The organism is Arthrobacter sp. Y3225116, from assembly GCF_059091245.1.
In genome coordinates this window covers 15,241-29,090 of sequence record NZ_JBNHGL010000020.1, presented here as the reverse complement: position 1 = coordinate 29,090, position 13,850 = coordinate 15,241, and the positions used below count along the sequence as shown (strand labels likewise).

General features: G+C 67.5%; 16 protein-coding genes and 1 tRNA gene. 8 read left to right on the top strand and 9 right to left on the bottom strand.

The genetic code is table 11. The features are described from left to right. Positions 1–191: 2-C-methyl-D-erythritol 4-phosphate cytidylyltransferase (locus AC5RV2_RS04115; RefSeq protein ID WP_494091296.1), on the bottom strand; the 191-nt coding region annotated here is incomplete at its 3' end. 89 nt (positions 192–280) lie between these two features. Beyond that, a complete protein-coding gene (locus AC5RV2_RS04110; protein ID WP_127513280.1) occupies positions 281–763 on the bottom strand; it encodes a CarD family transcriptional regulator in 483 nt (160 codons plus the stop codon). A 256-nt stretch (positions 764–1,019) separates the two neighbouring features. On the opposite strand from AC5RV2_RS04110, the gene AC5RV2_RS04105 reads away from it, so the two are divergent. Then, complete coding sequence (locus AC5RV2_RS04105; protein WP_494068582.1) at positions 1,020–1,592, top strand: hypothetical protein; 573 nt, start codon at positions 1,020–1,022, stop codon at positions 1,590–1,592. 82 nt (positions 1,593–1,674) lie between these two features. Here AC5RV2_RS04105 and AC5RV2_RS04100 read toward each other — a convergent pair whose 3' ends face one another. Next, positions 1,675–2,355, bottom strand: coding sequence for a winged helix-turn-helix domain-containing protein (locus AC5RV2_RS04100; protein WP_494002323.1), 681 nt, complete (start codon positions 2,353–2,355; stop codon positions 1,675–1,677). Continuing rightward, positions 2,352–3,554, bottom strand: a complete 1,203-nt coding sequence (locus AC5RV2_RS04095) for a sensor histidine kinase (RefSeq protein WP_494091295.1) — start codon at positions 3,552–3,554, stop codon at positions 2,352–2,354. The genes AC5RV2_RS04100 and AC5RV2_RS04095 overlap by 4 nt, the downstream gene beginning before the upstream one ends. A 175-nt stretch (positions 3,555–3,729) precedes the next feature. Here AC5RV2_RS04095 and phoU point away from each other — a divergent pair, with 175 nt between their 5' ends. After that, positions 3,730–4,389, top strand: a complete 660-nt coding sequence (gene phoU, locus AC5RV2_RS04090; RefSeq protein ID WP_494002321.1) for a phosphate signaling complex protein PhoU — start codon at positions 3,730–3,732, stop codon at positions 4,387–4,389. Positions 4,390–4,471: 82 nt separating this feature from the next. On the opposite strand, the gene AC5RV2_RS04085 is transcribed toward phoU, so the two are convergent. The 3 genes from AC5RV2_RS04085 to AC5RV2_RS04075 all read right to left on the bottom strand — a co-directional run bounded on the left by AC5RV2_RS04085 (position 4,472) and on the right by AC5RV2_RS04075 (position 6,839). Next, the gene (locus tag AC5RV2_RS04085) at positions 4,472–5,230 is read right to left on the bottom strand and encodes a phosphoglyceromutase (protein WP_494091294.1); all 759 of its coding nucleotides are present in this window, start codon (positions 5,228–5,230) and stop codon (positions 4,472–4,474) included. A gap of 80 nt (positions 5,231–5,310) precedes the next feature. Beyond that, the gene (locus tag AC5RV2_RS04080) at positions 5,311–5,634 is read right to left on the bottom strand and encodes a DUF2516 family protein (RefSeq protein ID WP_494091293.1); all 324 of its coding nucleotides are present in this window, start codon (positions 5,632–5,634) and stop codon (positions 5,311–5,313) included. Positions 5,635–5,672: 38 nt separating this feature from the next. Continuing rightward, positions 5,673–6,839: a trans-sulfuration enzyme family protein gene (locus AC5RV2_RS04075; protein WP_494091292.1), complete on the bottom strand. Its 1,167-nt coding sequence runs from the start codon at positions 6,837–6,839 to the stop codon at positions 5,673–5,675. Positions 6,840–6,921: 82 nt separating this feature from the next. Between AC5RV2_RS04075 and tmk the strand changes: the two genes are divergently transcribed. From tmk to AC5RV2_RS04045, 6 genes are all read left to right on the top strand, one after another. Beyond that, positions 6,922–7,572, top strand: a complete 651-nt coding sequence (gene tmk / locus AC5RV2_RS04070) for a dTMP kinase (RefSeq protein WP_494091291.1) — start codon at positions 6,922–6,924, stop codon at positions 7,570–7,572. Next, positions 7,569–8,708: a DNA polymerase III subunit delta' gene (locus AC5RV2_RS04065; protein WP_494091290.1), complete on the top strand. Its 1,140-nt coding sequence runs from the start codon at positions 7,569–7,571 to the stop codon at positions 8,706–8,708. Before tmk ends, AC5RV2_RS04065 begins: the two co-directional genes overlap by 4 nt. A gap of 44 nt (positions 8,709–8,752) precedes the next feature. Then, positions 8,753–10,306 carry an alpha/beta hydrolase gene (locus AC5RV2_RS04060; RefSeq protein WP_494091289.1) on the top strand — a complete coding sequence of 518 codons (1,554 nt, stop codon included), beginning with the start codon at positions 8,753–8,755 and terminating at the stop codon, positions 10,304–10,306. A gap of 91 nt (positions 10,307–10,397) precedes the next feature. Beyond that, positions 10,398–10,473, top strand: a tRNA-Thr gene (locus AC5RV2_RS04055). Between the two features lie 97 nt (positions 10,474–10,570). After that, a complete protein-coding gene (locus AC5RV2_RS04050; protein WP_494091288.1) occupies positions 10,571–11,731 on the top strand; it encodes a calcium:cation antiporter in 1,161 nt (386 codons plus the stop codon). A gap of 321 nt (positions 11,732–12,052) precedes the next feature. Further along, a complete protein-coding gene (locus AC5RV2_RS04045) occupies positions 12,053–12,475 on the top strand; it encodes a nuclear transport factor 2 family protein (protein ID WP_494091287.1) in 423 nt (140 codons plus the stop codon). 243 nt (positions 12,476–12,718) lie between these two features. Here the strand turns inward: AC5RV2_RS04045 and AC5RV2_RS04040 are convergent, their stop codons facing one another. Together AC5RV2_RS04040 and AC5RV2_RS04035 are read right to left on the bottom strand one after the other, a co-directional pair. Beyond that, positions 12,719–13,174, bottom strand: coding sequence for a hypothetical protein (locus AC5RV2_RS04040; protein WP_494091286.1), 456 nt, complete (start codon positions 13,172–13,174; stop codon positions 12,719–12,721). 5 nt (positions 13,175–13,179) lie between these two features. Next, complete coding sequence (locus tag AC5RV2_RS04035) at positions 13,180–13,818, bottom strand: bacterial proteasome activator family protein (protein WP_494091285.1); 639 nt, start codon at positions 13,816–13,818, stop codon at positions 13,180–13,182. Between the last annotated feature and the right edge of the window lie 32 nt (positions 13,819–13,850).

Here is a 13,850-nt window from a genome sequence, read left to right as displayed (position 1 = left end):
GCGGTGTCGCCGGCCGGGACGGCCACGCAGATCCGTGACGCGATGCCGGCCGCCAGCACGCCCCGCAGGGCGTGGGAGAGGATCGGTTCGCCGGCCAGCGGGACCTGGGCCTTCGGCAGGCCATAGCCGAGGCGGGTGCCCGAGCCGGCCGCCACGATGATCACGCCCAGGGACGCGCTTGCTGTGCTCACCCCTTTAGCCTAATGGCCCGCGGCGGGGCGGTTCGGCCACGAAAAAGCGGCCGGCTTCCAGTGCTGGATGCCGGCCGCTTGGAGCGCGATCAGGAGGCGAGAACCTCGTCGAGGACTTCTGCTGCCTTGTCTTCGTCGGTCTTCTCAGCCAGGGCGAGTTCGGAAACCAGGATCTGGCGCGCCTTGGCCAACATCCGCTTCTCGCCCGCGGAAAGGCCGCGGTCGTGGTCCCGGCGCCACAGGTCGCGGACAACTTCCGCCACCTTGATGACGTCGCCGGAGGCCAGCTTTTCCAGGTTCGCCTTGTAGCGGCGGGACCAGTTGGTCGGTTCCTCGGTGAACTCGGCACGGAGCACATCGAACACATGCTCGAGGCCTTCCTTGCCCACCACATCGCGGACGCCGACCAAATCCACGTTCTCCGCCGGTACTTCAATCGTCAGATCGCCCTGGGCAACCCGGAGCTTGAGATACATCTTCTCTTCACCCTTGATGGTGCGCATTTTGATCTCTTCGATCTTTGCGGCACCGTGGTGAGGGTAAACAACTGTCTCGCCGACCTCAAATACCATCTGTAGTATCCCCTTTCCCGACCACCAGTTTATCACGGATGGTTTGGCCACTTCCGCGAGTTTGCAGGCCAGTAGGCCCGTCGGAGCGCTAGAATGCCGCGCTTTACCCCCTTGACGGATCTCGGATTTGGTGCTTCGCCCGCGGGTACCTACCGGCGTCGAATCCTACTTTTCACCGGTTTGCCGATAGGCTAGGCGAGGCAAGCTGCCTAGATCTGCAGCACCGCACCTGATTTTTGACTGAGGAGTTTCTGCCGTGAAGATTGCGCCGAAGAACCGTGTGCAGCGCACCCTTGTAGCAGGCGCCGCCGCGCTCACCCTGCTCGCATCGACCGGATGCGGCGCAATCAACGAACAGGCCACCACCAAGTCCTACTCCGCCAGCGACGGCATCGTGGCCAACGTCGGCTCGGTCGGACTGCGCAACCTGTTGGTCGTCGCGGAGTCTGCCGACGCCCCCGCCCGTGTCCTCGGCACGGCCTTCAACACCTCCGATTCTCCCGTGCAGTTGGCCCTGACCGGCCCGGGCAGCACCGCCACCGTCACCATCCCGGCAGACGGGAAGGTCATCTTCGAAGAGGATGAGAACGAGACCATCGTCGGCAGCCCGGGTGCCGCTCCCGGCGCCCTGGTGGACATCACCGTCCGCGTGAACAACGAGTCCGCCGACGTGCTGGTGCCGGTGCTCGACGGCACGCTGCCGGAGTACAGCAGCTTCGTCCCGTCGCCCAAGCCCACCGAGACCGCGGCGCCGACCGAGACCGCCGCCCCGACCGACGGCGCCACGGAAGAGCCGACCGGCGAGGCCACCGAAGAGGCCGGCGCCTGACTCGACCGTCACTGCACAAAAGGCCGGGCCGCTCCCTTTCGGGAAGCGGCCCGGCCTTTCTTTTACGCTAGTGTCTCGGGCTTTACGGTTCGAACTTGTAGCCCAGCCCGCGCACGGTGACCAGGTAGCGGGGCGCGGAAGGATCGGGTTCGATCTTGCTGCGCAGCCGCTTGACGTGCACGTCCAGGGTTTTGGTGTCGCCCACGTAGTCGGAGCCCCAGACGCGGTCGATCAGCTGCCCGCGCGTCAGCACCCGGCCGGAGTTGCGCAGCAGCATCTCCAGCAGTTCGAACTCCTTCAGCGGCAGCGACACCGGCTCGCCGTCCACGCTGACCACGTGCCGTTCCACGTCCATCCGCACCGGTCCGGCGGAGACCGCATTGGGCACCAGTTCTTCCGGTTCGGCCTGGCGGCGCAGTACCGCGCGGACCCTGGCCACCAGCTCGCGCGAGGAGTAGGGCTTGGTGACGTAGTCGTCGGCACCGAGTTCGAGTCCCACCACCTTGTCGATTTCCGAGTCCTTGGCGGTGAGCATGATGACCGGAACGGCGGAGCGTTGCCGCAGCTGCCGGCACACCTCGGTTCCGGACTGTCCCGGCAGCATCAGGTCCAGCAGGACCAGGTCCGCTCCGGAGCGGTCGAACGCAACGATGGCGTCCAACCCGTTATCCACCACCTCGACTTCGAAGCCCTCTTTGCCCAACAGATAGCTCAACGGATCGCTCAGCGATTCTTCATCTTCGACGACCAGAATGCGGGTCAAGCACCGACTCCTTGTTCATGGGCCACACCGGCGCCCTGCGTGCGCGGCTCCACGGATTCTGTGGTGCCGCCGTCTTCCTGCTCCATTTCCGGCAGCCGCACGGTGAAGGTGGAGCCCTGTCCGGGCTGCGACCACACCGATACTTCCCCGCCGTGCTGGGAGATGACGTGTTTGACAATGCTCAGGCCCAGGCCGGTTCCCCCGGTTTGCCGCGAGCGGGCATCGTCGATCCGGTAGAACCGTTCGAAGATGCGGTCTTGCTGTTCGGGGGTGATGCCCGGGCCCTGGTCGGTCACCGAGACGGTGGCCAGCCCTTCGCGTACGCGCAGCCCCACACCCACTTTGCTCCGTTCGGGCGCGTAGCGGATCGCGTTGTCGATCAGGTTCCGGAACGCGGTGGTCAACAGTTCGGCATCGCCGAAGACCGGCCCGTCGATCTTCCCGCCCACCGACAGTTCGATGTGCCGGCTTTCGGCCATCAGCTTGTTGCGGTCCACGGCCTCGGCCACCACGGCATTCAGGTTTACCTCGGTACCGTCCTGCACCACGTCCGCGCCCTGCAGCCGGCTCAACTCGATGATGTCCTGCACCAGGGCGCCCAGCCGGCGCGATTCCTTGTGCATTCGGCCGGCGAAGCGGCGCACCGCTTCCTCGTCGTCGGCGGCGTCGTCGATGGCCTCGGCCAGCAGCGAGATGGCTCCGACCGGGGTCTTCAATTCGTGGGACACGTTGGCCACGAAGTCGTTGCGCATCGCTTCGGTGCGGGTTATCTCCGTCCGGTCATCGGCCAGCACCAGGATGTACTCCTCGCCGATGGGCGCCACGCGCACCTGGACCACAATGGTGCCCTGACCGAGCGGTCCGCGCGGCAGCTCCAGCTGCCGCTCCTCGATCACGCCGTCGCGCCGCACTCGGGCGGTCAGGTCGAGCAATTCGGAATGCACCACGGTGTGCCCGCGGACCAAACCGAAGGCATAGGCGGCGGGGCTGGCCCGGACCACGCCGTCGATCGCGTCCACCACAACGTAGGCGCGGCCGACGACGGACAGCACCTCGGCGGCACCGTCCGGCAGCGTCGGTTCGTTCACTTCCTGTAGGCGCCGCCGTTGGCGGTCGCTCAGGCCGAAGGCGAGCACACCGAAGCTGCCCAGCACGAGGCCCACGAGCCCTGCCAGCAAGCCGAATATCAGTGGATCCACGCCTCTAGCTTAGGCGCAGCCGGGCATGGCCCAAGGCCGTTCCGGTAGCAATCGCCTCTCCGTTCAACTAACGTTCACTTGAGGTGGCGTAATAGTTCACCACGGGCTGAGAGGGTATGAAGCCAGTGGGATGCTAGGACCCCTATGCTCCACGTACACAAGCGAAAGGACGCCAGTGCGCAAGGTTTTCCAGGCCGAGCTCCATCAAGTCGGAGAGCAGCTGGTCGAGATTTCCCGGTTGGTCACCGAGGCAATGCAGAAGGCAACCACGGCGCTCGACACCGCCGACATCGATCTGGCCCAGGAAGTCATTGCCGCCGACGCCCGGATCGATTTCCTCCAGACGGACCTGGACGAGCGTTCCATCGACATCCTGGCGCTGCAGGGTCCGGTCGCCTCGGACCTGCGGATGATTGTCGGCGCCCTGCGGATGAGCGCCTCGCTGGAGCGGATGGGCGACCTCGCCCGGCACATCGCGCAACTGGTCCGGCTGCGTTATCCCGACCTCGTGATCCCCGCCTCGCTGCGCGACACGTTCCGGGAGTTCGCCGAGAAGGACATTGCGATCTCCGAGAAGCTGACCGAGCTGCTCGAGACCCGCGACCTGGACCTCGCCGCCCAGATCGACACGTACAACTCCCGCATCAATGAGCTGCATGCCGGCGTCTTCAAGGCGATTGCCGACCCGGCCTGGAACTCCTCCGGGCCGACCACCGTGGACGTCTCGCTGGCGAGCCGTTACTTCGAGCGTTTCGCCGACCACGGCGTCTCCGTGTCCCGCAAGGTGACCTACCTGGTCACCGGCGAGTGGCGCCCCAACGGCCAGTCCGTGTAATGCAGGAACTTAAGCAGGAAGGCCGGCTCCCCGCGGGGAGCCGGCCTTCCTGCTTAAGCGTGTGGCTGTTTCTTGGCGTGGGCTACTTCTTGCCCTGGTTCGCCACGGCCTGGATGGCTTCCGCCGCGGCCGCTGCATCCAGGTAGGTGCCGCCGGCGGTGACGGGCTTCAGGTTCTCGTCCAGCTCGTACACCAGCGGGATGCCGGTGGGGATGTTCAGCCCGGCGATGTCTTCGTCGCTGATGCCGTCCAGGTGCTTGACCAGTGCGCGCAGCGAGTTGCCGTGCGCGGCCACCAGCACCGTCTTGCCCGCCTTGAGGTCCACGGAAATGTCCGATTCCCAGTACGGCAGGAAGCGCTCCAGGACGTCCTTGAGGCATTCGGTCCGCGGCACGGCGTCCCCCAGGTCCGCGTAGCGGGGGTCGTTGGCCTGCGACCATTCGCTGGCGTCGTCCAGGGCGGGCGGCGGCGTGTCGTAGGACCGGCGCCAGACCATGAACTGTTCCTCGCCGAACTCGTTGCGGATCTGCGCCTTGTCCTTGCCCTGCAGGGCACCGTAGTGGCGCTCGTTCAGCCGCCAGCTGCGCTTGACGTCAATCCAGCTGCGGTCGGCGGCCTCCAGCGCGAGGTTAGCCGTGACAATGGCCCGCTTCAGCCGGGAGGTGTACAGGACGTCGGGAAGCAGATCGTGCTCGACCAGCAGCTCGCCGCCGCGGTGCGCTTCCTTGCGTCCCAGGTCGGTCAGCGGGACGTCGACCCAGCCGGTGAACAGGTTCTTTTCGTTCCAGTCGCTCTGCCCGTGGCGCAACAGGACCAGCGTGTGTTTCGAAGTGGAAGTCATGGCTGCCATCCTAGCGGAGCAGCGCGCGGCACCGGCGGCAGCGGCAGGACATTACGCCCACCGAATGAGTGAGGCAGGACCTACCAGGGGTAGGCGGACCCGCCGCCCTTGACCTCGATCAGGGCGGGCTTCACGTCCGCCAGGTACACGCCGGCAGCGGCAACGGCGGCCAGCTGGAAGATCATCCAGGTGCCCAGGCCGCCGGCGCCCAACGCGGCCAGGGCCCCGACCGCCGTGGAGGCTGCCAGCACGCCGACCCAGAAGCCCTTGGTCTTCTTGAACGCGGCCTGGAAGTAGTCGGCCTTGCGGCCCACGCAATCCGCCAGCGCCCATATCTCGATGACCAGGGCGACCAGCCCCAGGACCGTGTAGAGCCAGAATTGGATGTCGTAGGCGAGTAGCACGGGTTAAGCCTAACCGGTGGGGGTGCGTTTCGGCAGCCTCACACGTCCGCCGCGGCGAGTGCCTGGTCCAGGTCGGCCCAGAGGTCCGCGGGGTTCTCGATTCCCACCGACAGCCGCAGCAGGTTTTCCGGAACGCTGTCGGGTTCGTTGACATGGCGGCGGCGCCGCTCGATCAGCGATTCGACGCCGCCCAGCGAGGTCGCCGGCAGCCACAGCCTGAGCGCGTCAATGACCTTGTCCGCGGCCGACGCCCCGCCCTTGACCTGAATCGCGATGATGGAGCCGAAGCCGTCCATCTGCGCGGCGGCGCGGGCGTGCCCGGGATCTTCGGGCAGGCCCGGGTAGCGCACGGCATCCACGGCCCGGTGGTGCTGCAGTTTCCGGGCCAGCTCGCCGGCAGTGGCCTGGGAGCGTTCCACCCGCAGCGCCATGGTCCGCACGCCGCGCAGTGCCAGCCAGGTCTCGAACGGTCCGGCGATGGCGCCGCGCAGCGACCGGTGCGACAGCAGCTTCGAGCGCAGGTCCTCGTCGGACGTGACCAGGGCGCCGAGCACCACGTCGGAGTGGCCGGCCAGGTACTTCGTCACCGAATGCACGACGACGTCGACCCCCGCCGCCAGCGGACGCTGGCCCAAGGGCGTGGAGAAGGTGTTGTCCGCGACCACCAGGGCGCCGGCCGCGTGGGCGGCACGGGTGAGCACCTCCACTTCGGCGATCTCGAGCATCGGGTTGGTCGGGCTTTCCAGCCAGAGCATGTCGGCGCCGGCCAACTGCGCCGTGACGGCGGCGGTGTCCGCGATGTCCACGGTGCGCAACTGCAGTTCGCCGCGTCCGGCCAGCTGCTCGGCAATGGCCAGGCTGCCCTGGTAGCTGTGCCGCGGCATCACCAGCACGCCGCCGGGAGGCAGCAGCGACAGCGCAGCCGAAACGGCCGCGAGCCCGGACGCGAAGACCAGGCCGGGCAGGGACGCGCCTTCCAACTCGGCCAGGGTTTGTTCGAACGGATCCCAGGTCGGGTTGGAGTAGCGGCCGTAGGCGCGGTCCCCCTGCACCACTTCGCCCCGGCCGAAGAACGTGGAGGACAACACCAGCGGCGGATTGACCGGTGCGTCGTGGTCGCGGGGCGGCCGTCCGGAGGAAACCACAACGGTGTCCGGGGCGAGTTGCCCGGCATCCTGGCGGCCGTGGGAGAAGGCGTCGGTCATGACAGCACATTAGTACCGCCGCCATCCACACGCTAACTGTGGCCGTCCCGCGTGCCCCGGCGATTCCCGCTAGGCTAATCAGGTGAGTTCCGACCGCCAGCCCGCCATCGCCCGCGGCCTCTTTATCGCATTCGAAGGCGGGGACGGGGCCGGGAAATCAACCCAGGCCGCCGCCGTCGAACAGCGTTTGCAGCAGATGGGCCGGACCGTGCTCCGCACCCGGGAACCCGGCGGCACCCCTGTGGGGGAAAAGCTGCGCGCACTGGTGCTCGAACACGGCCACGGCGAGATCGATGCCCGCACCGAGGCCCTGATCTTCTCCGCCTCCCGGGCCGCCCACGTGGAACAGGTCATTCGTCCGGCACTCGAGCGCGGCGAGGTGGTGGTCTGCGACCGGTTCATCGACTCCTCCGTGGCCTACCAGGGTGCCGGCCGCGGGCTCGGCCTGGCGGCGGTGCGGGAGCTCAACCTGTGGGCCACCGACGGGTTGCTGCCCGACCTGACCGTGCTGCTGGACGTCGCCCCGCAGCAGGGCCGCGAGCGACGCACGGCCCGGGATGCTGCCGAGGACCGGCTGGAGTCCGAGGCCGACGACTTCCACTCGCGGATCCGGGACGCCTTTGTGGAACTAGCCGGCGGGGCCCCGGAGAAATACCTGGTCCTGGACGCCGCCGCCGACCGCGACGACCTGACCGGGGCCATCATGGCCCGCGTGCGGGAGCTGCTGGCATGAGCGTCTGGTCCGACCTGCCCGGCCAGGCCGCGGTGATTGAACAGCTCAGCCGGGCGGCCGCCGCCGAACGCCCCGCGCACGCCTGGCTCTTCACCGGCCCGCCCGGTTCCGGCCGCAGCAACGCCGCCAAGTCCTTCGCCGCGGCGCTGTTGTGCGACCACGCGGATCCGGCCGAACGCGGCTGCGGGGCCTGCCATGCCTGCCGCACGGTGCTGGCCGGTTCCAACGCCGATGCCACCCTGGTGGCCACCGAAAACGTGACGTTCTCCATCCAGGAGATGCGCGAACTGGTCGGCAAGGCGCAGGACAAACCGTCGTCGGGGCGCTGGCGCGTGATCATCATCGAGGACGCGGACCGGATGACCGAGCGCACCACCAACGTGCTGCTCAAGGCCATCGAGGAACCGCCGCCGCGGACCATCTGGATCCTGTGCACGCCCAGCCCGGCGGACGTCCTGGTGACCATCCGCTCGCGCTGCCGGCCGGTCAGCCTGCGCATTCCGCCGCCCGACGACGTCGCCGCCCTCCTGGTCCGCCGGGACGGCGCGGATCCCGAGCTCGCCGGCTTCGCCGCCCGGGTCTCGCAGAGCCACATCGGCGTGGCCCGCCGCCTGGCCACCGACGCCGACGCCCGCCACCGCCGCGACACCATTGTGCGGCTGCCGCTGCGGCTGCGCGGCGTCGCCGACGCCGTCTCCGCCGCCGGCGAACTCGTGGAGATCTCCAATGCCGACGCCGCGGCCGCCTCCGAACAGCGCAACGAGGCCGAGCGCGAGGCGCTGCTGGTCGCGCTCGGGGCACCCGAGAAGGGCGCCATGCCGCCGGCCATCCGCAGCCAGCTCAAGCGGCTGGAGGAAGACCAGAAACGCCGCGCCAAGCGCAGTGTCAGCGACTCGCTGGACCGCGTGATGATCGACCTGAGCACGTTCTTCCGCGACGTGCTCAGCCTCCAGCTGGGTACCGGCACCGAACTGGTCAACGAATACCTGCGCCAGGATCTGACCGCCTACGCGGAACGATCCACCCCCGAACAGACGTTGGGCAGAATGGACGCCATTGCCCAGGCCAGGCAGCGCCTGGGCACCAACGTTGCCCCCGTCCTCGCCATGGAAGCCATGGCCGTCAGCCTGCTCTGAGTCCGCCCCGGACCCGCACGCAGCACAATCCAGGAGCCGCCCGCATGCCCCGCACCCGCCCCAGGCACCCCGCTTCACCGCGCCGTTCCGCAGCAGCGGTGCTGGCCGCCGTCGTCCTCCTGCTGGGCACCGGCTGTTCCGTGATCGCCCCGGAACAGGAGCGCGAGCCCGCTGACCCGGCGCAGGTCACCAACGGCGTGGCCGAAGAACTGATGCCGTACTACACGCAGGACGTCGACTGGCAGCCGTGCGAGAAGGGGTTGGAGTGCGCGGACGTCGACGTGCCGCTCGACTACTCGGATGCCGGCGGCGAAAGCATCCAGATCGCCGCCATCCGCAGCGACGCCGGCGGTTCGGCACAGGGCTCGGTCCTGGTCAATCCGGGCGGCCCCGGCGGCTCCGGCTACGACCTGCTGCGCGATGGCCTCCAGACAATGTTTTCAGAGCGGCTCCGGAGCGAGTACGACCTGGTCGGCTTCGATCCGCGCGGCGTGCAGCGCTCGGCGCCGGTGACCTGCCAGACGGACGCCGAACGCGACGAGTCCCGGCAGATGGAGTACGACCGCGACTCGGCCGAGGACCTCCAGCGGGCGATCGACGATGCGGCCGAGCTCGCCGCCCAGTGCGCGGAGAAGACCGGCGAGGTTCTGGGCCATGTGGACACTGTCAGTGCCGCCAAGGACATGGACATCATTCGGGCCGTCGTCGGCGACGAAAAGCTAAACTACCTGGGCTTCTCCTACGGCACGTTCCTGGGCGCCACCTACGCGGGGCTGTTCCCGGAGCGGACCGGCCGGATGGTGCTGGACGGTGCGCTGGATCCCTCGCTGAGCAACGAGCAGATCACGCTCGGCCAGGCCGCCGCCTTCGAGGACACCATCCACGCCTACGCGGAGTTCTGCCTGGAGAACGCGGGCTGTCCGATGAGCGGCAGCGTGGACGACGCCGTGGCGCAGCTGCGCGATCTGATCCGCTCGGTCGAGGAGAGCCCCCTCACCGCATCGGACGGCCGCCTGGTACCGGTCGGCACCTTTGTCTCCGGCCTGCTGGTTCCCCTGTACGACGACGCCAGCTGGCCGATCCTCACCCAGGCGCTGACCAGCGCGTTCCAGGGCGACCCCAGCACCGTGTTGCTGCTGGCGGACAGCAGCGCCGGCCGCGATTCTGACGGCCGCTACACCAGCAACAGCACGTTCGCCTTCATGGCGGTCAACTGTTTGGACTATCCGATGGAGACCGATTTGGCCGCCATGCGTGAGGACGCCAAGGAACTGGAGCAGGCCTCCCCCACCCTCGGCCGCTACCTGGCCTACGGCGGGGCCAACTGCAAGAACTGGCCGTACGAGCCGACCGGTGAACGCGCCCCGATCCACGCCGAGGGGGCCGCGCCGATGCTGGTGATCGGCACCACCGGCGACCCGGCCACCCCCTACGAGTGGGCTGAAGCCATGGCCGCGGACCTGGCGTCGGCCACGCTGCTGACCTACGAGGGCGAAGGCCACACGGCGTACGGGCGCGGCAACACGTGCATCCGCGACGCGGTGGACAACTACTTCGCCGAGGGCACCATGCCGGCCGAGGGCACCGTCTGCTCCTGACCCGGCGCGGGGCCGGTCGTTTTGACCGGCCCGGCACGGCTCCCATATAGTTGTTCTTCGTGGATTCGGCCCGGAAACGGTCACAATCCCCGCCTCCTTAGCTCAGTCGGTAGAGCGTTTCACTCGTAATGAAAAGGTCGCCAGTTCGATTCTGGCAGGGGGCTCCAGATTCCGGGGCTCTTCCCGTTACACTAACGCTTCGGACGGGACGGCCCGTTCGTCTCGATCGACACGGGGACGGCCTCGTGGAATGGGTTCAGCCCTATGGTTTCCTCAACTGCGCAATCCATCTTTACGCCAGCCGCCCTCCTGCGCCTCGTTGTCGGCTGGGGCGCCGTCATCGGACTGGTCTTCGCCGGGCCCCTGCTCGAGCCACCAGTTCCCGAATGGCTGCTGGTCACGGCACTCATAGTCATCGTTGGGGTCATACTGGTTTGCTCCTTCGGGGTGGTGCACGAAGCCGAGCATCTAGCCCACCGACTTAATGACCCCTACGGCTCCCTGGTCCTCACACTCTCGATCGTGCTGATCGAGGTGGTGCTCATTTCCGCCGTCATGCTGGGACCCGGCGAGCACCCCACCATCGCCCGAGACTCGGTCATGGCCGTGTCGATGATCATCCTCAACGGGGTGATCGGGCTCTCTGTTGTCGCTGGTGCAATCAAGCACGGCAATTTGGGCCACAACCGAACCGGCACCTCCTCCTACCTCGCCCTGCTCATCGTTCTCGCCTCGCTGGCGTTTGCCCTGCCGGCCCTGATCGGGCGTGACGGCTCCTACACGCCGGAGCAGGCGATCCCCATCATCGTGCTGACCCTCGCCCTCTACGCCTTCTTCCTCTACCGGCAGATGGGTAGGCAAGCCAACGACTTCCGTGAAGTCGATTCCCGCTTCGCCGGCGGTTCGAACGCACCCGGCAGTGACGCAGCGGTGCAGGGCCGCAGTAACGTCACCCAGGTCGTCGCCGAACATCGGACCGAGGTATTGCTGCGGACCGCATTGCTCATCGTGACGGTACTGCCCATCGTGCTTTTGTCACACGACATGGCCACGCTTCTGGATGACGGGCTCGAACGCGTCGGTGCCCCGGTGGCACTTTCGGGCATTCTTATCGCCATAATTGTTTTCTTGCCGGAGTCGATCACCTCCGTGCGCGCAGCGTTGCAGGGCGAGATTCAGCGTGTCAGCAATTTGTGTCACGGTGCCCTGGTATCCACGGTAGGCCTGACAATCCCCGCCGTCCTCATTATCGGTTCCCTCACTGGTCAAGCCGTCGTGCTCGGCGAGTCACCAGTAAACCTGTTACTCCTTGGCGTCACGCTGATGCTGTCGGTGACAACGCTTGCTTCCAAGAGGGTGACGGCGATGCACGGCGCAGCCCATATCGTGGTTTTCGCGGTGTACGGCCTCGCCGTATTTGCCTAAGGCCGTGCGGTGACCCGGCTTGGTGCCATCCCACCCAGGCCGGCCGAGTAGTTTGGAATCAGGGCGGCGCGGGCGATGACCACTTCGCGGTTGTAGCCTCCGAGGCATGGCCCAGGGGCTCACGCAACAACCCCTAGAATTCAACGGTTCTGAGGGTTTTCTCATGCGGCGCGACAAAGGTACTGGATCCCGCGCACTCCCTTTGGGTAAGTCGGTGTTTCAAGCTGACTGTCACTCTTTCGCCAAGGTGCGGCGGTCGGCGCAACTCGGGGGCAGCATCTTCCCCTGACCCCCAGGGGCCTGCGAAACTGCAATATGGCCATGGGCTCCCCAAACCGGCACCCGGGCGCTTCCCAGCACCCTGCGGACTCCGTCGAGGGAGACTTGCTTGCCATCGCCACGGGCTGGGCGGAGGCAATCGTCAGTAACGACGCGGACCGCATCGCCACGTTCGTCACGGACGATTGGGTCATCGTCTCTGAATCTGGAGTCTCCCCGGGGGAAAAGTTCCTCACCCTCGTCGCGTCCGGTGACCTGACCCATTCAGCTATGGACGTCGTGGGGCAGACCCGGATCCGTGTGTGGGGTGACACCGCGGCCCTGACGTCCCGCATCACTAGCACCGCACACTATCTGGGCCGCCAAAGTGACGCCGATGAGTGGACCACGGACATCTTCGTTAAACGGGACGGCCGCTGGCGCTGTGCCCTTACCCACTACACGGCGGCAAAACCATCGCCCTGAACGTGGCAAGCGGCGGCAAAGGCGCAACGCGGAACCTGCCTTGCACTCTACTGCAGCTCGAGCCCGTGTTGGCAGGCGCCGGCTCGATGATTAGCTTTGCCCAGTCCCAACGAGGGCAGTCCCTGCGCTGAACCTCCCCCGTACTTCGACGAATGTGAGCCTGTCCCGCTGCGGCAGATTCTGCCATGGCTTCGATCCGTCGCAGGGGTCCGGGCTTAGGCGGCCCCGAGGGCAGGGTGCAGGTCAGTGCTTCAGGCCGGCCAGCAGGCGCTCGGCATCGGTTAGGTCCGCGAGCACGACGGCGGCGCGGCGGCGCACGTTCTCGACGCCGGCTTCGTAGCCTTGGCTGCCGCCAAGCCTGACCATCGCCGCGGCCTGGGCGGCCGCCGCCAGGGAGTTGCCCGCCCTGGAAAGGCTGCGGTGGACATCTGCCAGCACGCCGCCGGGAATATCCAAGCCGTCGGTGGGATGCAGCGACTGGGCGGTGGTGCAGCAGCTGCGCACGCGCGGCAGGAGGCCGGCCAGCTGGTCGGCTATCGGCAGCAGCTCGCAGTAGAGACCGTCATCCTCCACGCCCTCGAGGACCTGGTGGTAGCGCTCCAGGGCACGCCGGAAACGGTCGTGCGCGCGGCGCCAAATCCCCTTGCCGAGTTCCTTATCCTCCCGGCGGGCCTGCCGGGCGGCACCGAAGAGCGCCACCGGCCCTACAGGTACTGTCCGGGTCCGGTGTGCCGTTCGCCGCCCTGCACCGGGCCGGCGTTCTCCCCCTCGGCTCCGGTGGCCCGGCGCGGTTCACCGTCGTCGCCAATCACGACGCCGGGCGCGATCATGGTGCCGGGCGGCAGTTGGCGCATTTGCATGCGGGCCGCCATCTGCTGGTTGAGGGCCTGCTGCGCCGCGATGGCGGTCTGGATGCCGTGGAAGAGGCCCTCCAGCCAGCCGACCAGCTGCGCCTGGGCGATGCGCAGCTCGGCGTCCGACGGCGTGGAGTCGTCGGTGAACGGCAGGTTGATCCGGTGCAGTTCCTCGATCAGCTCCGGTGCCAACCCGTCCTCAAGCTCCTTGACGGACCGCTCATGGATTTCGGCCAGCCGGACGCGGGCTGCATCGTCCAGCGGGGCGCTGCGCACTTCCTCGAGCAGTTGGCGGACCATCGTGCCGATCCGCATGACCTTCGCCGGTTCATCGACCAGGTCGGCCAGCGCCGAATTGCCGCGGCCGGACCGCCGCGCGGCGGGACCCGGCCCCGGGTTCAGTGGCTCTCCGCCGGCCGGGCTGTGGCCGCTGGGCAGCGCGGGGAGGATGACCGGTTCTGCCGGCTGCGGCGTCTGCTCTTCGCTCATGTTTTCATCTTGCCAGAGACGGACAGTGGGCG

Excerpts from the sequence above, each read along its gene's own strand:
- AC5RV2_RS04060 (WP_494091289.1), top strand. The coding sequence starts at position 8,753 with ATGCCCCGCACCCGCCCCAGGCACCCCGCTTCACCGCGCCGTTCCGCA.
- AC5RV2_RS04035 (WP_494091285.1), bottom strand. The coding sequence starts at position 13,818 with ATGAGCGAAGAGCAGACGCCGCAGCCGGCAGAACCGGTCATCCTCCCC.
- AC5RV2_RS04045 (WP_494091287.1), top strand. The coding sequence starts at position 12,053 with ATGGGCTCCCCAAACCGGCACCCGGGCGCTTCCCAGCACCCTGCGGAC.
- AC5RV2_RS04065 (WP_494091290.1), top strand. The coding sequence starts at position 7,569 with ATGAGCGTCTGGTCCGACCTGCCCGGCCAGGCCGCGGTGATTGAACAG.
- AC5RV2_RS04050 (WP_494091288.1), top strand. The coding sequence starts at position 10,571 with ATGGTTTCCTCAACTGCGCAATCCATCTTTACGCCAGCCGCCCTCCTG.
- AC5RV2_RS04110 (WP_127513280.1), bottom strand. The coding sequence starts at position 763 with ATGGTATTTGAGGTCGGCGAGACAGTTGTTTACCCTCACCACGGTGCC.
- AC5RV2_RS04075 (WP_494091292.1), bottom strand. The coding sequence starts at position 6,839 with ATGACCGACGCCTTCTCCCACGGCCGCCAGGATGCCGGGCAACTCGCC.
- AC5RV2_RS04085 (WP_494091294.1), bottom strand. The coding sequence starts at position 5,230 with ATGACTTCCACTTCGAAACACACGCTGGTCCTGTTGCGCCACGGGCAG.